This is a genomic window from Hyphomonas sp. (assembly GCF_041398385.1).
GTDB lineage: Bacteria > Pseudomonadota > Alphaproteobacteria > Caulobacterales > Hyphomonadaceae > Hyphomonas.
The window spans coordinates 24751-48137 of the sequence record NZ_JAWKUW010000003.1; the positions used below are offsets into that span (position 1 = coordinate 24751).

Below are 23387 nucleotides of genomic sequence, written 5' to 3' on the forward strand. Positions count from 1 at the left end.
GTAATGTGAGCAAGCGCTCGCCGAACTCTGCGCCTTTCATTGCAACAGCACTGAAGGGAGGCTATTTCCATGACGCGAACCATGTTTCACTCTTCCGCTGATCGCCCACAGACCGGGCTCAAGCTCGCGGACAAGGACCGGATAATGACGACACTCGCGCTTGTGGATGATGACGAAAACATCGTCGCCTCGCTCAAAATGTTCTTTGAGGCGGAAGGCTACAATGTCCGCACCTATCATGACGGCGAGGCCGCCCTGCCGGCCCTCACCGAGAACCCGCCGGACATCGCCATCCTCGACGTGAAGATGCCCCGCATGGACGGCATGGAGCTGCTGCGCCGCGTGCGCCAGACGTCGGAGCTGCCGGTCATCTTCCTCACCTCCAAGGATGAAGAGATCGACGAGGTCATCGGCTTCAACATCGGCGCCGACGATTTCGTGCGTAAGCCCTGCTCCAACCGGCTGCTGGCCGAGCGCGTGAAGGCGGTCCTGCGCCGCGCCCGCGGCGGCACCGCCGGCCCTGAGGAAGGCGACCACAAACCCATCATCCGCGGCAAGCTCACGCTGGACCCGAACCGCCATGCCTGCATGTGGGACGGCCACCCGGTGCGCCTCACGGTCACGGAATTCCTGATCCTGCAGGCCCTCGCGGCCCGCCCCGGCTATGTCAAAAGCCGCGACCAGCTGATGGACGCCGCCTATGACGACCAGATCTATGTCGACGACCGCACCATCGACAGCCACATCAAGCGCCTGCGCAAGAAGTTCCGCGAAGTGACGGATGAATTCGACGCGATCGAAACGCTCTACGGCGTCGGCTACCGCTACACGGAAGCCTAACTCAGCCAGCCCAGCCGCCACGTCCAGTAGGGCAGCGCCAGGGTCAACAGGGCAAACCCGACGCCGATCAGGAAGATCAGCGGAGAATAAAAGCGCCGGTTCAGCGACAGGAATGGCTGTTCCGGCGCCGCCCGTTCAAATGCGGGCAGCACGCCGACAATCCCCCGCCCGACGAAGATCAGCGCCGCGCCCGAGCCCGCGAAGGCGACCAGCCATTTCGACACCGGCAGCGGCGCAAACCGGCCCAGCATCAGGGCGAGACCGGCAAAGGCGAACAGCCACACCGCCACGAACAGGCACGCGGCCAGCGAGGGCATTTTCGTGATGCCCCGCCGCCCCACGACCATGCGGGCCAGCTGCTGCTCATTTGCCGCCGGGAACGTGACCCCAAATCCCCAAAGCGCATGCAAAAGGCCCGCGATCGCCAGAATCGTGGCCAGAACAACAGATAGTATGGGTGCCAGCATGCAGTCCTTGGCCTTTCAGCGGCCCGGCGACCAGGGAGCATTCCTGCCGCACGGGCTTGCCGCAATAGCCTACATTCAATAGCCAGTCAGTAACGGAACGCAAGAAACAGGATATCCCATGGCAGACCCGGAAAACACCCTCATCCTCGAAACCTCCAAAGGCACCGTCACGATCGAGCTGCGCCCGGACCTTGCGCCCGGCCATGTCGAGCGGATCAAGGAACTCGCCCGTGAGGGGTTTTACGACGGAATCGTCTTCCACCGCGTGATCGACGGCTTCATGGCCCAGGTCGGCTGCCCGAAAGGCACCGGCACCGGCGGATCGTCGAAGCCGGACCTGCAGGCCGAGTTCAACAAGGAGCCCCACGTCCGCGGCACCTGCTCCATGGCCCGCACGTCTTACCCGCACTCGGCCAACAGCCAGTTCTTCATCTGCTTCGACGATGCCCACTTCCTTGACGGCCAGTACACCGTCTGGGGCAAGGTTACCGACGGCATGGATGCGGTCGACAAGCTGGCCAAGGGCGAGCCGCCGCGCAGCCCTGACAAGATCGTCACCATGCGCGTCGCCGCCGACGCCTGACCGGGCCAGACGGAGCCACCCGCGCATGGCTGAGGCCCGCAAGAAGAAGATCCCACGCCTGCCCGCGTCGCGCGGGTCGGTCGTGTTCGGCTCGCGCATCGCGCGGCTGATCTTCGCCTCCAATCTTGCGGGCCTCGCCATCCTCATCGTCGGCGCCATGGTGCTGAACGAGATGCGCGCGGGCTTCGTCGTCTCGAAGAAGCAGGATCTCGTTGCCCAGGCGCAGATCTTCACCAGCCTGCTCGGCGAGGATGCCACCACGCCCCAGCCGGCCCTCGACGTCGAGGCCGCCCGTCAGACCATCGTGCGCCTCAACCTGCCCGAGCGCGTGCGCGCCCGCATCTACCTGCCCGATGGCGAGATGATCGGCGACAGTTTCTATCTGTCAGAGCGGGTCGACGTTGACGCCCTGCCGCCGCTGCGCGAGCCCGGCCGTGTCGCCCTCTGGGGCCGCAACCTGTCCGAATGGGCGGGCAATGTGCTGCGCCCGATCATGCCGCGCAACTCTTCGGATGCCGTCCGCACCCAGACCTTCGAGGAAGAATTCGAAATCGCCGTGCGTGGTGGCGAGGCCGCGAGCCAGCGCTTCTCTGATCGCGGCCAGCGCATCATCTCCGTCTCCATGCCGATCCAGCGTGTCTCCGCCGTGGTGGGCGTGCTTTCGCTGGAAGCGAGCGACATCGACGAAATCGTCCGCGCCGAACGCGCCGCCCTGATCCCCTTCATCGGCGTCGCCGTGCTGGTCGCCTTCATCACCTCGGCCCTGCTGACCCTCGGCATCGCCCGGCCGCTGCGGCGCCTGTCGCTCGCCGCAGATCGTATCCGCGCCGGCGCCTCCGAGCGGATCGAGATTCCCGCCCTCACCTCCCGCAAGGACGAGATCGGCAACCTCGCCACCTCGCTTCAGGGCATGACCGAAGCCCTGATTGAGCGCATCCAGGCCAATGAACAGTTCGCCGCCGACGTCGCGCACGAGCTGAAAAACCCGCTCACCTCCATCCGCTCGGCCGTCGAGACGCTGGACAGTGTGAAGGGCAACGCCGAACTGACCGAGCGCCTTCGCGCCGTCATCGCGCAGGACGTGCGCCGCCTCGACCGCCTGATCACCGATATTTCCAACGCCTCGCGCCTCGAAGCGGAAATGACCCGCCTGCCGAGCGAACAGATCGACATTGCCCGCTTCGTGCGCGACGTGGTGAGCACCTATGACGCCCTCGCCCATGAAGAAGGCGCGATCACAGTCCACTTCCACGACGCCACGATGGGCGGGCGCCTCCTGGTGCGCGGCCGCGAAGGCCCGCTCGGACAGGTGATCCGCAACCTGATCGACAATGCCCGTTCCTTCTCCCCGCCCGGCGGGCAGGTCAATGTCACGCTCGACCAGACCAATGACGGCCCGCAGACCATTGCCCGCGTCAAGGTCGAGGACCAGGGCCCCGGCGTTCCCGAGGACAAGCTGGAAACGATCTTCAACCGTTTCTACACGGACCGCCCGAAAGGCACGGCCTTCGGCAACAATTCCGGTCTCGGCCTGTCGATTGTCCGCCAGATCGTCGCCACCCATCGCGGCAAGGTCTGGGCCGAGAACCGCGCCGAAGGCGGCGCCCGCTTCTGCGTCGACCTGCCGGCGAGCTGAGACTTACTTGTTCGTGTATTTCCAGTTGCGCGGCTTGCCCTCGGCAAGCCACTCGACGGCCTGCGCGATCCGCTTCGCGCGCGTTTCATCGCGCTTCGCCTCAAGGATCCACGCGATATATTCACGCCTGTGGCTGGGTGCAAAGCCATGGAACGTGTCCGCCGCCGCCCCGGACGCCTTCAGCGCCCGGGCGAAGTCCGCGGGAATATCCGGCACCGGCCTCGCCGGCTTGCGCGGCGACACGGCCTTCGGGCCCGCATCGACGTCCTGCATCCGCGCCGCCAGCAACGTCGCCATGTCCTGCTTTGAAGGCAGGTCTGCCGGGCTTGTCATCCTGCCGAAATTTCCCATGCCTTCCGCGTCGCCCTGCCCTGACGGACCATGGACATAGAAGGCAACATGCGCCTTGAACGCGCCGAAGCCGCACAACAGCTTGCCGCGATAGGTCAGCGCCGGCATGCCCCACTTGATGGCTTCTTCCGCTTGCGGACAAATCTCCCGCGCCTGCGCCCTCAATGCACGGAGAAGCGGCTGGGCGAACCCGGCTGCTTTCTCTATGTATACGTCAACGCGTGCGTCGGTAGTCACCCGCGATTTTGCCGGTTCTCGATCAGGTCTTTCACCACTTCCGGCTCGGCCAGCGTAGACGTGTCGCCCAGATTGCCGAACTCGTTTTCCGCGATCTTGCGCAGGATGCGGCGCATGATCTTGCCGGAGCGCGTCTTCGGCAGGCCCGGGGCAAACTGGATGAAGTCTGGCGAGGCAATCGGCCCGATTTCAGCACGCACATGCTGCACGAGGCTCTTGCGCAGGTCGTCGTCCGCCACCGCGCCCGCTACTGTCGTGACATAGGCATAGATGCCCTGCCCCTTGAGGTCATGCGGACAACCGACCACGGCCGCCTCGGCCACGGCATGGTGCGAGACCAGCGCGCTTTCCACTTCCGCAGTACCCATGCGGTGGCCGGACACGTTGATCACATCGTCCACGCGGCCGGTGATCCAGTAGAAGCCGTCGGCATCGCGCCGGCATCCGTCGCCGGTGAAATAATTGCCCGGATAGGCCGAGAAATAGGTTTCGACGAACCGCTGATGGTCGCCATACACGGTGCGCATCTGGCCTGGCCAGCTGTCGGTGATCAGCAAATTGCCGTCCGTCGCCCCTTCCAGTTCATGGCCTTCACTATCCACGAGGGCCGGCTCGATGCCGAAGAAGGGATGGCTGCCGGAGCCCGGCTTCATCGGCGTCGTCCCCGGCAACGGCACGATCATCGCCCCACCGGTCTCGGTCTGCCACCATGTATCGACAATGGGGCAGCGCGCCTCGCCGATCACATGGTAGTACCACTCCCAGGCTTCCGGATTGATCGGCTCGCCCACGGTGCCGAGCAGGCGCAGCGACTTGCGCGACGTCTTGTTCACCGGGTCTTCGCCTTCGCGCATCAGCGAGCGGATCGCCGTCGGCGCGGTGTAGAAGATCGAAACCTTGTGATTGTCGCATTCCTGCCAGAAGCGGCTCGCATCCGGATAGGTCGGCACGCCTTCGAACATGACGGACGTCGTGCCGTTCGCCAGCGGTCCGTATACGATGTAAGTGTGCCCCGTCACCCAGCCGACATCCGCCGTGCACCAGTATATGTCGTCTTCCTTCAGGTCGAAGACGTATTCATGCGTCATCGAGGCCCAGACAAGATAGCCGCCCGTCGTATGCAGCACGCCCTTCGGCTTGCCGGTCGAGCCGGACGTGTAGAGGATGAACAGCGGGTCTTCCGCCTTCATCGGTTCCGGCGGGCAATCGTCCGACACATCGGCCGCAGCCTCGTGCAGCCAGTGGTCCCGCCCTTCCACCATGGTGACGGCGCCGCCTGTGCGCTTGACCACCAGCATCGTCTTCACCATCCCGCCGGAAAGGTCCGCCGCCTTGTCCGCATTCACCTTCAGCGGCACCTTGCGGCCGCCGCGCAGGCCTTCATCCGACGTGATCAGCACGGTGGACTCACAGTCCGTGATCCGCCCGGCCAGCGCTTCCGGCGAGAAGCCGCCGAACACGACCGAATGGATCGCCCCGATGCGTGCACAGGCCAGCATCGCATACGCCGCTTCCAGGATCATCGGCAGGTAAATCGTGACCCGGTCGCCCTTTTTCACGCCCAGCTTCTTCAGCACGTTCGCGAATTTCGAGACGGCACCATGCAGTTCCTTGTAGCTGACATGGTGCGCCTCGCCCGGCGCATCCCCGATCCAGATCAGGGCGGTCTTGTCGCCCCTGGTGGCCAGGTGCCGGTCGATGCAGTTCTCGGTAACGTTCAGCACGCCGTCGGTGTACCAGCGCACGTGAAGGTCGCCCGTTTCCCACGAGACGTCCTTCACGATGCTGTACGGCTTCATCCAGGTAAGCCGCTTGCCATGCTCGCCCCAGAACGCATCCGGGTCCGCAATCGAAGCCTCATACATCTCCTTGTACTTTTCAGGAGTGAGGTTCGCTTTGGCTGCAAAGTCAGCAGGCACCGGATAGATTTTTTCCTGGTCGCTCATGGTCGTTTCCCCGTACGGCATCACTTATCGTTCGCCTCAGAATGCATATTTGGTCGAGAACGTGAAGCGGGTCATGTCGCCTTTATTGCCGCTCTCTTCCTCGCGGATACCATGCATCAGCTCCACGCCAAGCGTCGTCTTGGGCGCGACGTCCCACAGCACGGCGCCAAATGCAGACTGGACCGATTTCGTCGAGGTCGAGGCGAGATAGGTCGGGTTATCCACGAACAGGCCGGAATAGCCGCCGCTGAAGCGCGCCGTCTCGCCGAACGGATGCCGCCAGGCGACGAGGCCACCGACACTCGGGATCGCTTCCAGCTTGCCGTTCGGATCGAGCGCGGCAGAGCGGCTCGCCGCAAGGCCGACATACCGCCCGATGCCTTCGCCGCCGACCAGGTTGAACCGGATGTCATCCTTCGCGCCGGCCTTGACGAGGCCCGACACGCTGAGGCCGTAGCCGAAGGTCTCGTCCTCGCTCGCCCCGAAATCGGCGCGCAGCTGGCGGGCGATACCGGCGAACGACACATTCCCGAAATCGCCGGTCATGTTGTAGCGCGCCACGACATCCGGCAGCAGGTTCTCGTCCCGCGACCCGGCGTTCAGCGTCGTCGTGTTCGGGTTCTCCAGCGCGAACATCCAGTTGCCCTTGGTGTAGCGGATCTGCGGCTGGCGAATGAAGATCATGCCGTCCGGCAGGGCGAGGAAGCTCGCGCTCTCCGGAATGGCGGACGTGTTCTGGAAGGTCGACCATTCCTGACCCACCAGCCAGTTGCCATACTTCACGAAGGCCCGGCGCAGGCGCGGCGAATAGGAGTTCGACACGAGTTCATTGCCTTGCCCGGAACCGAGGAAGTCAAGCTCGATATAGCCGTCCACCTTGCCCTCGCCCACCGGCGTCGAGGCCGCCAGGAAGAAGCGCGACGGCTCGGCGGTAAAGTCGGTAAAGGTCGTCTCGTCGCCGCCCACCGGGATGGCGCTCGGAATGTAGAAGTCGCGCGCGATCGAGGTCGACGCGATGCCGCCATCGGTCAGGTTCGTGACATGCACGTCGGCATCGATGAAGCCGCCGAATTTCAGCGTCGTGTCGCCCACCTTGAAGCCATCGGTCTTGGGGGCCGCAGCAGCCGGCGCCTCCGCCACGGTCTTCTCGATACGGACGATGCTTTCATCGGTCTTGGCCCGCTCGGCGGCCAGTTCCGCTTTCAGCTCGGCAACCATTTCCTCCAGGGCGGCCACCCGGTCTTCCATGGTCCCGTCGGCGCTCGCCCCAAGGGCGAAGACGGCGGCAGCTGTGGACAGCATTATTGCGCGTACTGATTTCGACATGCATTCCTCCCTCATGTCATGTTTTATGAGGGCGAGTATCCGGGTCCGGGCGCGAACCCGCTATTGGCCATTGGTGCTAAGACCAAGGTCGAATCTTTACCGGAGTGTTCGCATTTCTTACTAATTGTAGTAGGAGCTGAGGATCGCGGCCCTTTCAGAGGCGGCGCCGGCTCCGGGGAGGACCTGCCATGTCAGAGGTACCCACGATCCTCATCGTGGACGACCACCCCCTGTTTCGCGACGCGCTGGAAGTGGCCCTCAATGCGGCCTTTCCGGACGGCGCGGTCGCCCATCACGCCGGCAGCCTCGCCGACGCGCTCGGCAAGGTCGGTCAGTCCGCTTACGACCTGATCCTTCTGGACCTCACCCTCGCCGACTCGCAGGAATTCGACGGTCTCTCCCGCCTGCTCGCCGCCGGGCCCGGTTGTCCGGTCGTCGTCGTCTCGGCCACCGAATCGTCGCGGGCCTTCGACACGGCGCGCGCCCTCGGCGCCGCGGGCTACCTGCCCAAGAGCATGTCGCTGGAGGATCTCTCCGCCGCCCTCGCCACCGCACTTGACGGCGGCCAGTGGTTCCCCCCTCGCAATGACGCCGACACGGCCGGGCGCGACGAACTGCTCGCCCGCGTCGCCGGCCTCACGCCCGCCCAGCGCAAGGTGCTGTCCGGCCTCGCCGACGGCCTCCTCAACAAGCAGATCGCCTATGAGATGGATATTTCCGTCGCCACGGTGAAGGCCCACATGACGGCCATCTTCCGCAAGCTCGGCGCCAACAACCGCACCCAGGCCCTGCTGATCTACAAGGAAGCGACCTCGCTCTGACCCTATTCGGCCGCGTGCGGACGGCCGGTCTCCTTCAGCCCTTCCAGGAACCGCCGGATGTCGCCGGGCCCCGCCGGCTTACGCAGCACCGCGATGCCGGCAGAGCGCGCCCGCGCCTTCACGTCATCGGTCGCCGTCGCCGTCAGCAGCAGGGCATTTCCCGGCGCCGACAGGCGACCGCGATACTGGTCGATCAGGTCCAGCCCGTCGCGCCCGCCCTGCAGGTGCAGGTCGGCAATCACCGCGTCATAGTCCTCGGCCGCGAACAGCGCATCCGCTTCAGCTTCCGATCCGGCCCCCGTGACGTCGCATCCCCAGCTGCCCAGCAGCGCCTTCATGCCGTCCACGATGGCGGGTTCATCGTCGATCACGAGAATCCGAAGGCCGGTCAGCTTCATCTTCGGCTTGGCGGGCGCCGCCTGCGCCGCGCTCCTGCGCACCGGCTTCGTCCGCGCCAGCGGCACCCGCACGGAAAACACGCTGCCCTTGCCCGGCTTCGAGCGCACATCGATCTTCGCGCCCATCAGGTCGGCAAGGCGTTTCGACACCGACAAGCCAAGGCCCGCGCCGCGAATGCCGGTATTGTCGGCATCCTCATAGCGCCGGAATTCCTCGAAGATCAGTTCCAGCCGGTCCGGCGCGATGCCGGGGCCCGTATCCCACACTTCGATCAGCGCCTCATGCCCGCGCCGCCGCGCGCCCACCAGCACGCCGCCCTTGCGCGTATAGCGCCGCGCATTCGAGATGAAATTCCGCAACACGCTTTTCAGGAAATCCGGATCGGCATTCACCACAAGGCTGGTCGGCGCGATCCGCATGTCGAGCCCTGCCAGCTCGGCCATCGGCATGGCTTCGTCCACCAGGTCTTCCAGCAGCGGCCCCAGCGGCATCGAGACCGGCTGCGCCGCGATATTCCCATGGTCGAGGCGCGAAATGTCCAGCAGGCCGCGCAACAGTTCATCCGCCGACTGAATGGCCTTGTCGGCCCGGCTGACGAGGTCCATCCCCTTCTTGTCGGAGCTGATGGAGCCGAGGAACAGGCGCGCGGCATTCAGCGGCTGCAACAGGTCATGGCTCGCCGCGGCAAGGAAGCGCGTCTTGGAGGCGTTCGCCCCTTCGGCCTCGCGGCGCGCGGTATCCAGATCCTGCGCCATCACTTCAAGATCGTGCGTGCGCTCGCTGACGCGGCTTTCCAGCGTCTCGTTCGCTTCGATCAGCGCCCGCTCGCGCAGCTTGTCGGTGGTAATGTCGGTGAAGGTGGTAACATACCCGCCGCCCGGCATCGGATGCCCGGTAATCCTGAGGTAGCGGCCATCCGGATTGCGCCGCTCATAGGTGTGCTGGCGCCCCGCCCGCATATGCTCCACCCGGCGGCGCGCTTCGGCGGCCGGGTCTCCGCCGATCCAGCCGGAGCCGAGATTATGCTCGATCAGCCGTTCGATCGGCACGCCGACGGCAACAAGGTCATGCGGGTAGTCGAACAGTTCCAGATACGCTGAATTCCACGCGACCAGACGCTGCTCGGAATCGACCACGGAAATGCCCTGCGAGATATTCTCCAGCATCGACTGCAGCATGTGCCGCTCGAACCGTTCGGCCTGCGTCTTGTGGTCCAGCATGGACAGCACATCCGGCAGGGCCACCTTGTTGCCGCCGATGGCCGACGCCAGCACGACGCGGGCCGACGAAGCGCCGAGCGCACTCGCCAGCAGGCGTTCCGTCCGCTGGACGAGGTGCCAGTCGGCCGGACTGTCGCCGGAGGCGCTGACGCCGGTCTTGCGCTCGAAATCGGCGAAGGCATGCTCCACCGCCTCCGGTGCCAGGAAGCGCGACGCCAGCGTCTTCAGCCCGTTGGGCGTGACCGAGCCGACGCTCTGCCCCGCCCCGGACTCGGCCTCCGGAATGGTCACGTCCGTGCCCCCGGTGAAGGCTGCCGCCTGCACCTTGTCGCGCAGCCGCTCCCGCGCTCGCAGCGACACCAGCACGAACGCCAGAATGTTGGCCCCAAGACTCCAGAACACGCCATGGGTCAGGCTGTCGGCAATATGGATTCCGAACAGGGCATGCGGGTCCAGCCAGCCCGGCACCACTGCCGCCATCGTGTCATGGCGAAGGATCGCCGGCAGGAACAGCGTGTAGGCCCAGACCGACATGCCCAGGGCAAGCCCGGACAACACACCGGCCCGGCGTCCGCCCCGCCAGTACACCGCACCCAGCAGGGCCGGCGCGAACTGCGCCGCCGCCGCAAAGGAGAGGAGGCCGATCTGCGCCAGCGCCTCGCCGGTGCCCGCCAGCCGGTAATAGCCATAGGCCAGCAGCACGAGCATAACGATCACCGACCGCCGGATCATCGTCAGGCGCGCGCCGGAATCGCCGCCAAGGCTGGAGAAGCGGCCCGTCTGCATCACCGCCGGCACGATCAGGTCATTGGTCACCATGGTCGACAGCGCCACGCAGGCGACGATCACCATGCCCGTCGCCGCCGAGAAGCCGCCAAGGAAGACCAGCATCGCCAGCATCCCGTCCCCGCTCGCCAGCGGCAGGTCCAGCACATAAAGATCCGCCGGCACGTGCGAGGACATGGTCGCAAGCCCCGCCACCGTGATCGGCATGACCACCGCGCTCGTCACCGCGAGATAGAGCGGGAAGACAAACCGCGCGAGCCGGCTCTCCTTCTCCGACATCCGCTCGATCACCGCGACATGGAACTGCCGCGGCAGGCAGATGATCGCCGCCATCGAGAGCAGCGTCATGGTCACCATCCGCTCGTCGATCGTCAGTGTCGTGAACGTGGCATAGGCCGATTGCGGAATCGCGCCCGGATTGTTCATGATCAGCGTCAGCGACAGCATCGCCACTGCGATCAGCGCCACCAGCTTGATCACCGCCTCCAGCGCCAGCACATGCATCAGGCCCGCATTGCGCCGCGTCGCATCCGACTGGCGCGCCCCGAACAGGATCGCGAACACCGCCATCGCCAGCGCCGTCAGCAGCACCGTCTCGCTCGCCGGGCTGCCGCCCGCATTCTCCGCGCCATAGGCGAGCGCCTGGAAGCTCATCCCCACGGATTTCAGCTGCAGCGCGATATAAGGCAGGCTGCCCATCACCGCCGCCAGCGCCGCCATCGCGCCCACCGCCCGGCTCTTGCCATAGCGCGCCGACAGGAAGTCCGACAGCGAGGAGATGCTCTCCCTGTGTGCCACATCCACGATACGCTTCAGGATGCCGGGGAACACCAGGAACACCAGCGCCGGCCCGATATAGATGGGCAGGTAGTCCCATCCGTTGGAGGCCGCCGTGCCGACCGCGCCGAAATAGGTCCACGAGGTGCAATACACCGACAGGGCGAGCGCATAGACGATCGGGTTCTGCCGCCCGCCGGTGGTGCGCGCGCGCTGGTCCCCGCGCCAGGCCACGGCAAACAGGCCCAGCACGTAAAGTCCCGTCGCAAGTACGATCAGCCAGACCGGCATTCCGTCAACTCCAAACACCCCGATCTTCACCCCGTCCCGCCCCCAAAGGCAAGCCAACCTTGGTCTTGGTTGCAGAACAAAAAAGGGCGGCCCGTCAAAGGGCCGCCCCGAGGTCGTGCCGTTTCCGGCTGCCGGTCTTATTCCGGCATCATCTCCGCATCCGCGATGCCGTGCGGCACGCGCGTGCCAGGAACCCGGATGTCTTCGACGAGGTCCTGGATGTCCTGCGGCGGGGGCGCCGTGACGAGGGAGACGACAATCCCCACTGCCAGCGACAGGAACATGAAGATGAAGCCGATGCCTTCCGGCGAGACGCCCAGCCACCAGTGGGAGGCGTCCGTATCCACGAACTTGAAGTGGTAGATGTACCAGAACGTGGTGACGAGACCGACCAGCATGGAGGCAATCGCGCCCTCACGGTTCATCCGCTTCCAGAAGATGCCCAGAACGATGACCGGGAAGAGCGAGGCTGCCGCCAGGCCGAAGGCGAAGGCAACCACCTGCGCCACGAAGCCGAGCTTGGCCGTGTTCATCCCCATGATCCCGGCAAGGATCACCGCACCTGCGGCTGCGCCGCGGGCCGTCATCAGTTCCTGCTTGTCGGTCATGCCCTTGAAGAAAGTCCGCCGGCAGAGGTCGTGGCTGACGGAGGACGAGATCACCATCAGGAGGCCCGCCGCCGTCGACAGGGCAGCCGCAAGGCCCCCGGCCACGACGAGACCGATCACCCAGCCCGGCAGCCCGGCAATCGACGGGTTGGCCAGCACGAAGATGTCGCGGTCGAGCTTGGTGACTTCATTCTCGGCACCGGCGGAATACTGGATCACACCGTCGCCATTCTTGTCCTCGATCCCGAGCAGGCCGGTTTTCTCCCAGTCCTTGAACCATTGCGGGATCGGCTTGCCGCCTTCGGCCACGATGGCAGCCGATTCAGTGGCATAGTCCGCATCGGACGCGATATAGGTCGCTCCGTTCACGGAGTCCGTGAAGTTCAGGCGGGCGAAGGCTGCCACGGCCGGAGCGGTCGTGTAGAGCAGCGCGATGAACACCAGCGCCCAGCCGGCCGACACGCGGGCTGCGCCAGCGCTCGAGACGGTGAAGAAGCGGATGATCACGTGCGGCAGGCCAGCCGTGCCGAACATCAGTGCGCCGGTGATGGCGAACACGTCCAGCATGGACTTGTTGGTCTGCGTATACTCTGCAAAGCCAAGATCCGTCACGACCGTGTTGAGCTTTTCGAGCACCGAAACGCCCTCGCCCTTCACGTTCGAGATGAAGCCCAGCTGCGGGATCGGGTTGCCGGTGATGATCAGCGAAATGAAGATCGCCGGAACCGTGTAAGCAAAGATCAGCACGACATACTGCGCCACCTGGGTGTAGGTGATGCCCTTCATGCCGCCCAGAACCGCATAGACGAACACGATGCCCATGCCGATCATGATGCCGGTGTTGAAGTCGACGCCGAGGAAGCCCGAAAAGGCAACGCCCACGCCCTTCATCTGGCCGGCAATGTAGGTGAACGACACGAACAGGGCGCAGATCACCGCGATCAGGCGTGCCGTGGTCGAATAATACCGGTCACCTACGAAGTCCGGCACGGTAAACTTGCCGAATTCGCGCAGGAACGGCGCGAGCAGCAGGGCCAGCAGGACGTATCCGCCGGTCCAGCCCATGAGATAGACAGAGCCGCCATAGCCGAGGAAGGCGATGAGGCCCGCCATCGACAGGAACGAAGCCGCAGACATCCAGTCCGCCGCCGTGGCCATGCCGTTGATCACCGGGTGCACATCGTGACCGGCGACATAGAAATCATCCGTAGACCCCGCACGCGCCCACAGCGCGATGCCGATATAGGTGCCGAACGTGATGACGACGAAGAAATAGGTCCAGAAGTCCTGTGACATCGCTCAGGCCTCCACGTTGTATTTCTTCTCCAGGCGGTTCATCGCCCGGCAGTAATAGAAGATCAGCGCCACGAAGACATAGATGGATCCGTTCTGTGCGAACCAGAATCCAAGCGGGGCGCCGCCGATCGAAACATTGTCCAGCGCGTCGCGGAACAGGATGCCTGCCCCATACGACACCAGGAACCAGATTACGAGAAGGCTCAGGGTCAGCCTGACGACTTCGCGCCAGTACCCCTTCGCATCAATCTCGGCCAGATTGTGTGTCATTCCCTCGTTTCCTCCCTATTGCACTTATTGCTGCGGGATACCGCACCTTCCACGCTGGCTCAGCCGTCGCGGATTTTACAGCCCCACTTTGGTCTTAACTCTTTTTCATCCGACGGCGTTCTTTCAGGCCGCTGATGATCAGCGTGCCTGAAATCGCAAGCCCGCCGATGAGGTAAAGCTCGCCAAGGCCGATCCCGTCGGCCAGGCTGAACGCGGCCACCAGACGGCCGGCATAGATGATCGCCAGAAGCAGGCCGAGCGCCACCATGATGTGAGATTTCAGCATGCAGTCCTCCCTTTTATTATTGCCGCCAGTGTAATCTCACCCCCGCCCGCCCAAACCCCCGACCTTGGTCGGATAGAAAGCGCCCCTATCCCCCCCTTACCTCCCACCGCCTTCGGCGGCGGGCCCCTCCTCTCCCGCAAGCGGGAGAGGGGTCTGCAACAAGCCGATCTGGTGCAGTGGCGCCGGGTCCACCCCCTCTCCCTTCAGGGAGAGGAGGGGCCCATCGCGCAGCGATGGGAGGTGAGGGCCGGCCCGATCTATCCGGCAGGCCGCCGGCCTCCCCATCCTTGCGCTCATGTCCGATCCGCGCGCCTTCATCGACACCGGCCTCGCCGCCGTCTCCGACGCCCTCCTCGAGGCGGTGGACCGCGCCGGCCTGCACCTGAAACCGGAAACGGTCACGAAAACCGTGCGCCGCCGGTTCCGCGCCCGGCTGAAACAGCTCACCATCCTCGTCCGCCGCCTCCTCTTCCTGCTCGCGCTCACGCTTGAACTTGCGCCCACGCGGCCGCGGCCGCCTGCCGGCCGTCCAGTGGCGCCCGGTGGCGCGGAAGACGTCACGGCCCGTTTCGGCCCTAAGCCGCGCAGCCTCCGGCTGGTTCCACAGCCCTGCCGCTTTTCGGAGCCTTACCGGAGCGCTGCCGGAGCCTTGCCGGAGTGCCCGGTGGCCGCCGCCCCGCTCTTGGCCCAATGGATCGCGTTCCATCGCCTGCTGGCGCATCCGGAACGCGCGGCCCGTCATCTCGCCCGCATGGTCGCCCGCTGGAAGGCCCGCGGAGAGCCGAAGCCGGATGTCCCGCCGCTGGCCGGACGCCACCGCCTCCGCCCCGCCCTTGGGGCCATCGCGGGCATGTTGCCCGGCCTCCTGCGGGAAGCCCTGAAAGACTGGCCGGACACGGGCTGACCCCCGCCGGAACCGCCATCATCCTGCCGGAGCGCGCCCGCGTGTCCGGCCGCAGGTGCAGGCCCTGCCCCCGTCCCCTTGCCAATCCACAGGCGATGGGCTATCCGCGCGCCTTCAGAAACGGCGGCGCAAGGCCGTGCGTGTCAGCTTCTCACCTCCCCGGACAGGCGAGGCGGAGTCGAGGACGAAAGGAAAAACCATGTCGAAACAAAAGATTACGTTCAATGTCGAAGTGCGCGAGCGCGTCGGCACCGGTGGCGCCCGTGAAGCCCGCAAAAACGGCGGCGTGCCCGGCGTCCTGTATGGCGGCGGCATTGACCCGGTGGCGATCACCCTCAAGCGCGGCGAAGTCATCAAGGCCATCGAAACCGGCCACTTCCTGTCTTCGACCGCCACGCTGATCCACAAAGGCGAAAAGCAGCTCGTGATCCCGCAGGCAATCCAGATGCACCCGGTCACCGACCAGCCCATGCACGTCGACCTGTTCCGCGTCCGCGACGACCAGAAGATCAAGGTCGAAATCGCGGTGCACTTCAAGGGCGAGGAAGTCTCTCCGGGCCTCAAGAAGGGCGGCACGCTCAACGTGGTTCGTCACACCGTCGAACTGCTCGTCCCGGCCGGCCACATTCCGGAATTCCTGGAAGCCGACGTGTCGAAGCTCGAAATCGGCGACAACGTGAAGATCTCGAACATCGCCCTTCCGGCCGATGCCGAACCGACGATCACCGATCGCGACTTCACCATCGCGACCATCGCGGGCCGCGGCGGCAAGACCGAAGACACCGAAGCAGCTGCTGAAGAAGAAGAAAAGAAAGAAGACTAAGTCTCTTTCGACCTGTTCTTCCGGGACCGGCCCGCCCGCACTAAAGTGCCCGGCGGGCCGCCCACCCCTCACTCTTCCGGGCAGGAGGCAACTTCCTCATGCTGATCCTCACCGGACAGGGAAACCCCGGCGACCGTTATGCGAAGAACCGGCACAATGCCGGCTTTCTCCTCATCGACAGCCTCCACGACCGTTTCCGCTTTTCTCCCTGGCGCGCGAAATTCGAAAGCCAGATCGCCGAAGGCACGATCGGCCGGCACAAGGTTCTGCTGGTCAAGCCGCAGACCTTCTATAACGAGACCGGCCGCGCCCTCTCGAAAATCCTGCAATTCTACAAGCTGCCCGCCCATGACGTGACGGTCTTCTATGACGAGATCGACCTTGCCCCCGGCCGGCTGCGCGTAAAGCGCGGCGGCGGTCATTCCGGCAATAATGGCGTGCGCTCAATGATGGCCCATCTGGGCGAGGATTTCCGCCGCGTCCGCATCGGCATCGGCCATCCGGGCGACAAGTCGATGGTCATGCCGCATGTTTTGTCGGATTTCACCAAGGCCGATCTCGACTGGTTCGAGCCGATGAAAACCGCCATCGCGGATTCGCTTGGCTTCCTGCTCGATGGCGATGACGAACGGTTCCAGACCGAAGTGCTGCGCCTCGCGCCCGCCCCGAAGCACGACCCGAAACAGGCCGCCCGCCGGAACGGCGACGACTAGACCTTCAGCCGCTGAAGCGCGATCGTCTCGGCCGCTTCCGCCATGGCAACCGCTGCAACCGTCCCGTGGGCCGGAACCGGGCTGCGCGCCTCGCCGAGGCAGGCCGCAAAGAAGCCTTCATCGGCCGCACCCAGCGGATCGGGCAGTTCGGCCGCAATGTCGACGCGCACTTCATAAGGCGTCGTGTTTTCCAGTTTGCGCGTCAGGAAGTCGATGGCGATTTCACCCGACGGGTAAACCACATGCATCGTCCGCTGACGTTCTGTCGCCGCCCGGCTCGCAGTCAGGCGGGCAACGCCGCCGCTGGCATAAGTGAACTGCGCCTTCGCCTCATCAATATGCTGGGAATGGACGCGCTTGCCCGTCGCGGTCACGCCCGTGAACTCATTGCCCAGCATCATCGCCGCGAGGTCGAGGTCGTGGATCATCAAATCCCAGATCACCGAGACATCGCCCGCCCGATTGTCCGCCGCCGGCGGGCCGGACCGGACGGATTCGATCAGCAGCGGCGTTTCCTCAATGGCCAGCACGCCCATTGCCTTGGCAACGAACCGCTCCTGGTGCCCCACCTGAAGGATGCGTCCCCGCGCAGCCGCTTCATCGGCAAGGTGCCGCGCCGCCTTGCCGGTCAGCGCCAGCGGCTTTTCGCACAGCACATGGCAATGCGCCTCTATGGCCTCATGCGCCAGCGCCTCATGCCAGGTGGCCGGCACCGCAATCACGATCGCCTCGCAGGCTTCCAGAAATTCCGGATACTTGTCGAAGCCGCGCGCCCCGAACTGCTCCGCAATCCGCGTCGCGCGTGCAAGGTCGATATCATAAACGCCGACCAGCTCGGTCTTCGCCGAGGCGGCGGCCTTCTGCGCGTGATAGTTCCCGAAAACCCCGGCGCCTGCGACGCCAACCTTCAGCTTCTTCATGTCCTGACCCTCTGTCCTTCCGCCATCGCACCCAACAGGATTTCTATCAAGGGCCGCGCTCAGACGGATAACAGCGCCATTCTTTTGCCTTCCCCCCTTCACAGGGCCGTCCTGCCGGTCCACTTAGACCGCAAAGAACACAGCAGGAGGAAACATCATGGCCACGCTCAGCTCCACCGAATGGGCCCTCGCCCGCCGTCCGACAGGCCTGCCGCAACTCTCCGATTTCCAGAAGAAGACCGTGGACGTACCAGAGCCTGCCGATGGCCAGATCCAGGTGCAGAACTCCTGGATGTCGGTCGACCCTTATATGCGCGGCCGGATGTATGACCGAGAAAGCTATGTCCCGCCCTTCGGCATCGGCGAAACCATGACCGGCGGTGCCATCGGCCGCGTCACCGCCTCGAAAGCGCCCGGCTTCGAGGTCGGCGACCTCGTCCAGTCGATGAATGGCTGGCGCACGGCCTGGACGGCCGATCCCGGCAGCGCGATGACGATGAAACTGCCCGAAGTGGGCCTGCCCGAAAGCGCCTTTCTCGGCATCGCGGGCATGCCGGGCCTCACCGCCTATGCCGGTATCCTTCGCATCGCGGAACTCAAAGAAGGCGACACGGTTTTCGTCTCGGGCGCCGCCGGCGCAGTCGGCTCGACCGTCGTGCAGATCGCCAAGATCAAGAACTGCACCGTCATCGGCTCGGCCGGCGGAGCGGACAAATGCGCCTTCGTGAAGTCGCTCGGCGCCGATCACGTCATCGACTACAAGCAGGCCAAGGGCTTCGACGGCCTCGTCGCCGCCCTGAAACAGGCCGCCCCCAAAGGCATCGACGTCTATTTCGACAATGTCGGCGGCGATCACCTCACCGCCGCCATTGAAGTTGCCCGGCCGATGGCCCGCTTCGCCGAGTGCGGAATGATTGCGCAATACAACGAGACCGGCACACCGGTCGGCCCGCACAATATCATCCAGGTCGTCGGCAAGCAGCTGAAGATCCAGGGCTTCATCGTCTCCTTCCACTTCGACCTGCAGCCCGCCTTCATTGCGGATATGGCCAAATGGATCGCGTCAGGGCAGATGAAGTTCGAAGAAACCGTAATGGAGGGAATCGACAAGGCGCCCGACGCCTTTCTCGGCCTCTTCAGCGGCGCCAATACCGGCAAGATGCTCGTCAAATTGGGATAATCATGGCCCGTCTGTTCGACGCCTATATCATGGTGGACTGGAGCGCGGCGTCGAAGCCGGCAACCGGCGCCAATTCCATCTGGATTGGCCTCATGGCCAAGGATGCGCGGTTGAAGTTTCACTTCACCGCCGTCAACCCGCCGACACGTCTCAATGCGCGCGACATCATCCGGGATCTGACGGAAAAGCTGGTAAAGCGCGGCGACCGGGTTCTGATCGGCTTCGACTTCCCGCTCGGCTTCCCGGCCGGAACCGCGGCTGCCCTGAGCCTCGACACGGGCGCTATGCCGCCCTGGTCAGCCATGTACGCGCACCTCTCATCGAAGATGAAGGACAAGCCCGACAACAATTCCAAGGCACGCTTTGCTGTCGCCGCCAGCATGAACTATGCAATCTCGAAAGGCCCCTTCCCGTTCTGGGGGGCGCCGAAGAATGAGCAGGTGAATACGCTGGCTGGCACGAAAACTCCGTTTACCGATGATCGGCCGGTTGCCGAGCACAGGATGACGGAACAGGCCCTGCGCGATGCAAAGGCCGGCCAGCCGAAATCGGTCTGGCAGATCTATGGCAATGGCAGCGTCGGCAGCCAGGCCCTGACCGGCATCCCGCATGTCCACGCCCTGCGGCAGGACTGGCCGAATTCCCGCATCTGGCCGTTCGAGACCGGGCCCGGTCCGCTGACGGAGGATTCGCTGGATGGCGTCAGTGTCGTGATGACCGAAATCTACCCCTCGCTGATCAAGGCAAAGCCCGCCCAAGGCGAAACGCTGGACGAGGCGCAGGTGCGCGAAATCGCCAGTCACTACGCCAGTCTGGACGAAAAAGGGGCGCTCGCGGCCCTGTTTTCCACAGGCAATTCGCCTGATGAGGGAAAAAACGTCAAAATAATCTCCGAAGAGGGCTGGATTCTGGGCGTTTAGCCCGTGTTTATTGGGATTCTGGCGTGTTCACAGTTTCCGAATCGTGGACTAGTCGGGCGCAACGGCGGGGCATCGCCGTTTAACTCAGAGGAGAACCCCTATGAACAAGGGTGAACTTACCAAGGCAGTGGCCGCTGCTTCTGGCCTGTCGCAAAGCGACGCCGGCAAGGCGGTGGATGCCGTGTTCGACACGATTGCTGGCGCTGTGAAAGCACGCAAGCAGGTCGCCATCGCAGGTTTCGGCACTTTCGCGCCGAAGACCCGCAATGCCCGCGTCGGCCGCAATCCGGCCACTGGCTACCAGATCAAGATTCCGGAGAAGACATCGGCATCGTTCAAGCCGGCATCGGCGATGAAAGACCTCTAGGGTCTTCTGCTCCGCCTCCGGAGCATTTGAGTACCGAGTTCAGGCGGCGCGCTCTTTTACGGGGCGCGCCGTTTTCCATTCCAGCGCTATCGTCTGCAACAGGCCGGCCACCAGCACGCCAATCAGCGCGCCTTCGATCATGCCCTGCGCTCCGCGGCCCTGAACCAGACCCAGCCAGTAACAGGCGGGCAGCATGACCAGGAAGAACGAGCCGATATGGATAAGGCTCGGCAGCCAGACGATTTCCTGCGCACGCAAGGCGAAGGACGCCGTGGCCTGCAGGCCGTCGAATATCGTCATCGCCGCTGCGATCACCAAGAGGGACGCGATCGCCGGGGCCAGCGCAATTCCGTCCAGCATGGCATCCGGCCGCACGAGGAGGCTGCTCAGCGTATCGTTGAAGCAGACAAGTATGCCGCCAAGAACCATGCCAGTCAGGATCGTCGCGGCAACGCCGAGCCGTCCGGCATCCGTAACCTCCCTGCGATTGCCGCGTCCGAACGCTTCGGCCACCCTCACGCTCGTCGCAGAGGCAATACCGAGATAGAACATGAAACAGAAACCGACGACCTGAACCGAGTATCCGTACACGGTGTTCGCTGCGAGGCTGATCCAGGTCGCAACGATGTAGGTCAGGTTGAACCCGCCCCATTCCGCGATATTGCTGATGGCCGATCCCACCCCGACCGAATATTGCCGGCGCGCTTCGTCGGCCGGCCCTGGCGGCGACGGCTTCAGCGCCGGGGTCAGCGCCACGACACAGCCCAGCAGCACGATCGAGATCAGCCAGCGCGAGGCGGTTGTTGCCAGCGCAACCCCTTCCGCGCCCATCTGCGGGAAGCCCCAGTAACCGCCGACAAAAGCAAGATCGAGCAGGAGGTTCACCGTCACGCCGAGATAGCTGACGACCGACACCAGGATCGGACGGCGCAAGGCCTCGAGGTAATAGGAACAGACATTCGAAATCATGAATCCGAGCAGCGAGGTCGAGAGGATGCGCGTCACCGCTGCCGTCGCGTTAGCGACATGGGCATGGTCGGTCTCGCCTGCGGCTTCCGATACCGGCGCCATGTCGACGAACAGCCAATGGAACAAGGGCTGCGCGACGAGGTACACCACAACGCTCAGGACCACGCCGATGATCACCGCACCGATCATCCCCCGGCGGAAGATCCGCCCGGTCTCTCCCACCCGGCCGATGCCCATCAATTCCGATGTCAGCACCTGAACGCCAAGCAGGATGCCGAGCCCGAAGCCCAGCGACACGCCGACCGGCAGCCAGGAATTCAGGACGAAGGGCAGCTCTTCCGGCGAATACTGGCCGAGCACGATCGCGTCCGTGATGCCCATGAGCATCCACGCCATGCGCGAAATCGCAATCGGCACAGACAGCCGAAGCAAATCCAGTATGTCCGCCGGCCTTGCCCAGGCTGGCAGCGAAAGCCCGCTCATTGGAATGCCCTTCCAGACCGGCCAGTTCAGCCGAGCCGGGCTTTTGGGTCAGAATACTGCCCCATGCAACCGGCAACTACGTGGCCCGGTCGTTTCCTGGAACAGGGTGGCCCGAACGACACGGCCCCGCTGAACAAAATCTTTGATGCCCCTCTTCCTCCCGCGCGGGCGCCCCACCATCTCTTTCGCGGTTTCAGGATCCACTCTCCCCCCTCCTGATCGGCCTGACGCTTGTCGGCTTCGGCACGTCGACGCCCGAACTGGTCACCAGCCTGCAGGCCGCCTATTCTGGTTCTCCCGGCATCTACGTCGGCAACGTCGTCGGCAGCAATATCGCCAACATCCTCGGCATTCTCGGCGTCACCGCCATCGTCAAGCCGATCCCGGTGCCGCCGCAGATCGCCCATCTCGACATCTGGGTCATGATCGGCGCGACGGCGATGCTGTTCGCCGTTACGGTGTCGCGCTGGAACATCGGACGCATCGAAGGCGCCGCGATGCTCGCGGCCTATGCGGCCTATTCAGGATGGCTGGCGATGAACGCGTCGGCGGCCTGATCAGGCCGTCTTGCGCGCTGCGTCGGTGCCGTTGCCCAGCGCCTGCAGCTTCTCCGCGATGAGGAAGGCCAGTTCCAGTGCTTGCTCGCCATTGAGACGCGGGTCGCAATGGGTGTGGTAGCGGCTGGAGAGGTCGTCCTCGGAGATCGCCTGCGCGCCGCCAAGGCATTCGGTGACGTTCTGGCCGGTCATCTCGAAGTGGACGCCGCCCGGATAACAGCCTTCGGCGTTCAACACGTCGATGAACTGGCGCACCTCCGACAGGATACGGTCCACCGGACGGGTCTTGAAGCCGCTATCGGTTTTCAGCGTGTTGCCATGCATCGGGTCGCAGGACCAGACGACCATCCTCCCGCTTTTCTTCACGGCCCGCGCCAACGGCGGCAGGCCCTTGGCAACGCCGTCCGAACCGAAGCGCGAAATCAGCGTGATGCGGCCGGGCTCATCATCCGGGTTCAGCGCATCGATCAGGCGGATCAGCTCATCGGCCTCGAGGCCGGGGCCGCATTTCACACCGATCGGGTTCTTGATGCCCTTGCAGAAATTGACATGGGCATGGTCCAGCTGCCGCGTGCGGTGGCCGATCCACAACATGTGGGCCGAGGTGTCGTACCAGTCGCCGGACGTGGAATCGATGCGGGTCAGCGCCTCTTCATAGCCAAGCAGCAGAGCCTCATGGCTGGTGTAGAACTCCACCTGCGACATCTGCGGCACGGTTTCGGCATTGAGGCCGACCGCTTCCATGAAGCGCAGCGAGGCCGAAATCTGGTCCGCCAGCTTTTCGTAGCGCTCGCCCTGAGAGCTGCGGTCGACGAAGCCCAGCATCCAGCGATGCACGTTCGCAAGGCTGGCATAGCCGCCCTGGCTGAACGCGCGCAGCAGGTTCAGCGTCGCCGCCGACTGCGAATAGGCCTGCATCAGGCGCTCGGGATCCGGAATCCGGCTCTCGGGCGTGAAGTCCATGCCATTGATATTGTCGCCCCGGTAGGAGGGCAGCGTCACGCCATCGATGGTCTCGATGGGCTCGGAACGCGGTTTGCCGAACTGGCCCGCGATCCGGCCAACTTTCACGACGGGCTTCGCCGCGGCGAAGGTCAGGACAACCGCCATCTGGAGAATCACGCGGAACGTGTCGCGGATATTGTCCGGATGGAACTCCTTGAAGCTCTCGGCGCAGTCGCCGCCCTGGAGCAGAAAAGCCTTGCCGGCCGCAACCTCTCCGAGGCGCGCTTTCAGGCGCCGGGCCTCGCCCGCAAAGACCAGCGGCGGAAACGAGCGCAGACGGCTCTCAACCGCTGCAAGGGCAGCAGGATCCGGGTAATCTTCCGGGATGTGCTTGGCCGGCAGTTTCCGCCAATCCGAGGGGGTCCAGGTGCTCATGGGGCGCTCCAATCTGGGCTGCATAAATCAC

At 64.5% G+C, this 23387-nt stretch carries 22 protein-coding genes; 11 read left to right on the forward strand and 11 right to left on the reverse strand.

Going from position 1 to position 23387, the window contains the following annotated elements:
* The first annotated feature begins 144 nt into the window (after positions 1 to 144).
* Positions 145 to 840: a response regulator transcription factor gene (locus tag R3C13_RS07180; protein WP_371310512.1), complete on the forward strand. Its 696-nt coding sequence runs from the start codon at positions 145 to 147 to the stop codon at positions 838 to 840.
* Here R3C13_RS07180 and R3C13_RS07185 read toward each other — a convergent pair.
* Entirely contained in the window at positions 837 to 1307 is a 471-nt protein-coding gene (locus R3C13_RS07185) for a DUF3995 domain-containing protein (RefSeq protein ID WP_371310136.1), read from the reverse strand. The genes R3C13_RS07180 and R3C13_RS07185 overlap by 4 nt on opposite strands.
* A 118-nt stretch (positions 1308 to 1425) precedes the next feature.
* Here R3C13_RS07185 and R3C13_RS07190 point away from each other — a divergent pair, with 118 nt between their 5' ends.
* Positions 1426 to 1890 (forward strand): peptidylprolyl isomerase, encoded by a 465-nt coding sequence (locus R3C13_RS07190; RefSeq protein WP_371310137.1) that lies wholly within the window; start codon positions 1426 to 1428, stop codon positions 1888 to 1890.
* 25 nt (positions 1891 to 1915) lie between these two features.
* Positions 1916 to 3526, forward strand: coding sequence for a stimulus-sensing domain-containing protein (locus R3C13_RS07195; protein ID WP_371310138.1), 1611 nt, complete (start codon positions 1916 to 1918; stop codon positions 3524 to 3526).
* Positions 3527 to 3529: 3 nt separating this feature from the next.
* Here R3C13_RS07195 and R3C13_RS07200 read toward each other — a convergent pair whose 3' ends face one another.
* The 3 genes from R3C13_RS07200 to R3C13_RS07210 are packed head-to-tail and all read right to left on the reverse strand — an operon-like array spanning position 3530 to position 7386.
* On the reverse strand, positions 3530 to 4114 hold the full coding sequence (locus tag R3C13_RS07200; protein WP_371310139.1) for a YdeI family protein: 585 nt from the start codon (positions 4112 to 4114) through the stop codon (positions 3530 to 3532).
* Positions 4111 to 6060, reverse strand: a complete 1950-nt coding sequence (gene acs, locus R3C13_RS07205) for an acetate--CoA ligase (RefSeq protein ID WP_371310140.1) — start codon at positions 6058 to 6060, stop codon at positions 4111 to 4113. Before acs ends, R3C13_RS07200 begins: the two co-directional genes overlap by 4 nt.
* Positions 6061 to 6096: 36 nt before the next feature.
* The gene (locus R3C13_RS07210) at positions 6097 to 7386 is read right to left on the reverse strand and encodes a DcaP family trimeric outer membrane transporter (RefSeq protein ID WP_371310141.1); all 1290 of its coding nucleotides are present in this window, start codon (positions 7384 to 7386) and stop codon (positions 6097 to 6099) included.
* Positions 7387 to 7574: 188 nt separating this feature from the next.
* Between R3C13_RS07210 and R3C13_RS07215 the strand changes: the two genes are divergently transcribed.
* Positions 7575 to 8207: a response regulator gene (locus R3C13_RS07215; protein WP_371310142.1), complete on the forward strand. Its 633-nt coding sequence runs from the start codon at positions 7575 to 7577 to the stop codon at positions 8205 to 8207.
* Between the two features lie 2 nt (positions 8208 to 8209).
* Here R3C13_RS07215 and R3C13_RS07220 read toward each other — a convergent pair whose 3' ends face one another.
* The 4 genes from R3C13_RS07220 to R3C13_RS07235 all read right to left on the reverse strand — a co-directional run bounded on the left by R3C13_RS07220 (position 8210) and on the right by R3C13_RS07235 (position 14140).
* Positions 8210 to 11680: a PAS-domain containing protein gene (locus R3C13_RS07220; protein WP_371310143.1), complete on the reverse strand. Its 3471-nt coding sequence runs from the start codon at positions 11678 to 11680 to the stop codon at positions 8210 to 8212.
* A gap of 137 nt (positions 11681 to 11817) precedes the next feature.
* Positions 11818 to 13584: a sodium:solute symporter family protein gene (locus R3C13_RS07225; protein ID WP_371310144.1), complete on the reverse strand. Its 1767-nt coding sequence runs from the start codon at positions 13582 to 13584 to the stop codon at positions 11818 to 11820.
* Positions 13585 to 13587: 3 nt separating this feature from the next.
* The gene (locus tag R3C13_RS07230) at positions 13588 to 13854 is read right to left on the reverse strand and encodes a DUF4212 domain-containing protein (protein WP_371310145.1); all 267 of its coding nucleotides are present in this window, start codon (positions 13852 to 13854) and stop codon (positions 13588 to 13590) included.
* 94 nt (positions 13855 to 13948) lie between these two features.
* Positions 13949 to 14140: a hypothetical protein gene (locus tag R3C13_RS07235; RefSeq protein WP_371310146.1), complete on the reverse strand. Its 192-nt coding sequence runs from the start codon at positions 14138 to 14140 to the stop codon at positions 13949 to 13951.
* A gap of 295 nt (positions 14141 to 14435) precedes the next feature.
* On the opposite strand from R3C13_RS07235, the gene R3C13_RS07240 reads away from it, so the two are divergent.
* The 3 genes from R3C13_RS07240 (at position 14436) to pth (ending at position 16580) form a co-directional block, all read left to right on the forward strand.
* The gene (locus R3C13_RS07240; protein ID WP_371310147.1) at positions 14436 to 15044 is read left to right on the forward strand and encodes a hypothetical protein; all 609 of its coding nucleotides are present in this window, start codon (positions 14436 to 14438) and stop codon (positions 15042 to 15044) included.
* 199 nt (positions 15045 to 15243) lie between these two features.
* The gene (locus R3C13_RS07245; protein WP_371310148.1) at positions 15244 to 15867 is read left to right on the forward strand and encodes a 50S ribosomal protein L25/general stress protein Ctc; all 624 of its coding nucleotides are present in this window, start codon (positions 15244 to 15246) and stop codon (positions 15865 to 15867) included.
* A gap of 98 nt (positions 15868 to 15965) precedes the next feature.
* Positions 15966 to 16580, forward strand: coding sequence for an aminoacyl-tRNA hydrolase (gene pth / locus R3C13_RS07250; protein ID WP_371310149.1), 615 nt, complete (start codon positions 15966 to 15968; stop codon positions 16578 to 16580).
* On the opposite strand, the gene R3C13_RS07255 is transcribed toward pth, so the two are convergent.
* Positions 16577 to 17500: a Gfo/Idh/MocA family protein gene (locus R3C13_RS07255; protein WP_371310150.1), complete on the reverse strand. Its 924-nt coding sequence runs from the start codon at positions 17498 to 17500 to the stop codon at positions 16577 to 16579. The genes pth and R3C13_RS07255 overlap by 4 nt on opposite strands.
* Positions 17501 to 17657: 157 nt before the next feature.
* Between R3C13_RS07255 and R3C13_RS07260 the strand changes: the two genes are divergently transcribed.
* From R3C13_RS07260 to R3C13_RS07270, 3 genes are all read left to right on the forward strand, one after another.
* Positions 17658 to 18680, forward strand: coding sequence for an NADP-dependent oxidoreductase (locus R3C13_RS07260; protein ID WP_371310151.1), 1023 nt, complete (start codon positions 17658 to 17660; stop codon positions 18678 to 18680).
* A 2-nt stretch (positions 18681 to 18682) separates the two neighbouring features.
* Positions 18683 to 19600: a hypothetical protein gene (locus R3C13_RS07265; RefSeq protein WP_371310152.1), complete on the forward strand. Its 918-nt coding sequence runs from the start codon at positions 18683 to 18685 to the stop codon at positions 19598 to 19600.
* Positions 19601 to 19700: 100 nt separating this feature from the next.
* Positions 19701 to 19967, forward strand: coding sequence for an HU family DNA-binding protein (locus tag R3C13_RS07270; RefSeq protein WP_371310153.1), 267 nt, complete (start codon positions 19701 to 19703; stop codon positions 19965 to 19967).
* A 39-nt stretch (positions 19968 to 20006) separates the two neighbouring features.
* Here R3C13_RS07270 and R3C13_RS07275 read toward each other — a convergent pair whose 3' ends face one another.
* Positions 20007 to 21419 (reverse strand): MATE family efflux transporter, encoded by a 1413-nt coding sequence (locus tag R3C13_RS07275; RefSeq protein WP_371310154.1) that lies wholly within the window; start codon positions 21417 to 21419, stop codon positions 20007 to 20009.
* A gap of 260 nt (positions 21420 to 21679) precedes the next feature.
* On the opposite strand from R3C13_RS07275, the gene R3C13_RS07280 reads away from it, so the two are divergent.
* A complete protein-coding gene (locus tag R3C13_RS07280; protein WP_371310513.1) occupies positions 21680 to 21976 on the forward strand; it encodes a hypothetical protein in 297 nt (98 codons plus the stop codon).
* Here the strand turns inward: R3C13_RS07280 and R3C13_RS07285 are convergent, their stop codons facing one another.
* Complete coding sequence (locus R3C13_RS07285) at positions 21977 to 23356, reverse strand: class II 3-deoxy-7-phosphoheptulonate synthase (protein ID WP_371310155.1); 1380 nt, start codon at positions 23354 to 23356, stop codon at positions 21977 to 21979.
* Between the last annotated feature and the right edge of the window lie 31 nt (positions 23357 to 23387).

Bases quoted from the DNA above. Each gene is read 5' to 3' on its own strand.
- R3C13_RS07195 (WP_371310138.1), top strand. From the start codon at position 1,916: ATGGCTGAGGCCCGCAAGAAGAAGATCCCACGCCTGCCCGCGTCGCGC.
- R3C13_RS07225 (WP_371310144.1), bottom strand. From the start codon at position 13,584: ATGTCACAGGACTTCTGGACCTATTTCTTCGTCGTCATCACGTTCGGC.
- R3C13_RS07220 (WP_371310143.1), bottom strand. From the start codon at position 11,680: ATGCCGGTCTGGCTGATCGTACTTGCGACGGGACTTTACGTGCTGGGC.
- R3C13_RS07230 (WP_371310145.1), bottom strand. From the start codon at position 13,854: ATGACACACAATCTGGCCGAGATTGATGCGAAGGGGTACTGGCGCGAA.
- R3C13_RS07265 (WP_371310152.1), top strand. From the start codon at position 18,683: ATGGCCCGTCTGTTCGACGCCTATATCATGGTGGACTGGAGCGCGGCG.
- R3C13_RS07275 (WP_371310154.1), bottom strand. From the start codon at position 21,419: ATGAGCGGGCTTTCGCTGCCAGCCTGGGCAAGGCCGGCGGACATACTG.
- R3C13_RS07270 (WP_371310153.1), top strand. From the start codon at position 19,701: ATGAACAAGGGTGAACTTACCAAGGCAGTGGCCGCTGCTTCTGGCCTG.
- acs (WP_371310140.1), bottom strand. From the start codon at position 6,060: ATGAGCGACCAGGAAAAAATCTATCCGGTGCCTGCTGACTTTGCAGCC.
- R3C13_RS07190 (WP_371310137.1), top strand. From the start codon at position 1,426: ATGGCAGACCCGGAAAACACCCTCATCCTCGAAACCTCCAAAGGCACC.
- R3C13_RS07235 (WP_371310146.1), bottom strand. From the start codon at position 14,140: ATGCTGAAATCTCACATCATGGTGGCGCTCGGCCTGCTTCTGGCGATC.
- R3C13_RS07245 (WP_371310148.1), top strand. From the start codon at position 15,244: ATGTCGAAACAAAAGATTACGTTCAATGTCGAAGTGCGCGAGCGCGTC.
- R3C13_RS07215 (WP_371310142.1), top strand. From the start codon at position 7,575: ATGTCAGAGGTACCCACGATCCTCATCGTGGACGACCACCCCCTGTTT.
- R3C13_RS07210 (WP_371310141.1), bottom strand. From the start codon at position 7,386: ATGTCGAAATCAGTACGCGCAATAATGCTGTCCACAGCTGCCGCCGTC.
- R3C13_RS07240 (WP_371310147.1), top strand. From the start codon at position 14,436: ATGTCCGATCCGCGCGCCTTCATCGACACCGGCCTCGCCGCCGTCTCC.
- R3C13_RS07260 (WP_371310151.1), top strand. From the start codon at position 17,658: ATGGCCACGCTCAGCTCCACCGAATGGGCCCTCGCCCGCCGTCCGACA.
- R3C13_RS07285 (WP_371310155.1), bottom strand. From the start codon at position 23,356: ATGAGCACCTGGACCCCCTCGGATTGGCGGAAACTGCCGGCCAAGCAC.
- R3C13_RS07180 (WP_371310512.1), top strand. From the start codon at position 145: ATGACGACACTCGCGCTTGTGGATGATGACGAAAACATCGTCGCCTCG.
- pth (WP_371310149.1), top strand. From the start codon at position 15,966: ATGCTGATCCTCACCGGACAGGGAAACCCCGGCGACCGTTATGCGAAG.
- R3C13_RS07255 (WP_371310150.1), bottom strand. From the start codon at position 17,500: ATGAAGAAGCTGAAGGTTGGCGTCGCAGGCGCCGGGGTTTTCGGGAAC.
- R3C13_RS07185 (WP_371310136.1), bottom strand. From the start codon at position 1,307: ATGCTGGCACCCATACTATCTGTTGTTCTGGCCACGATTCTGGCGATC.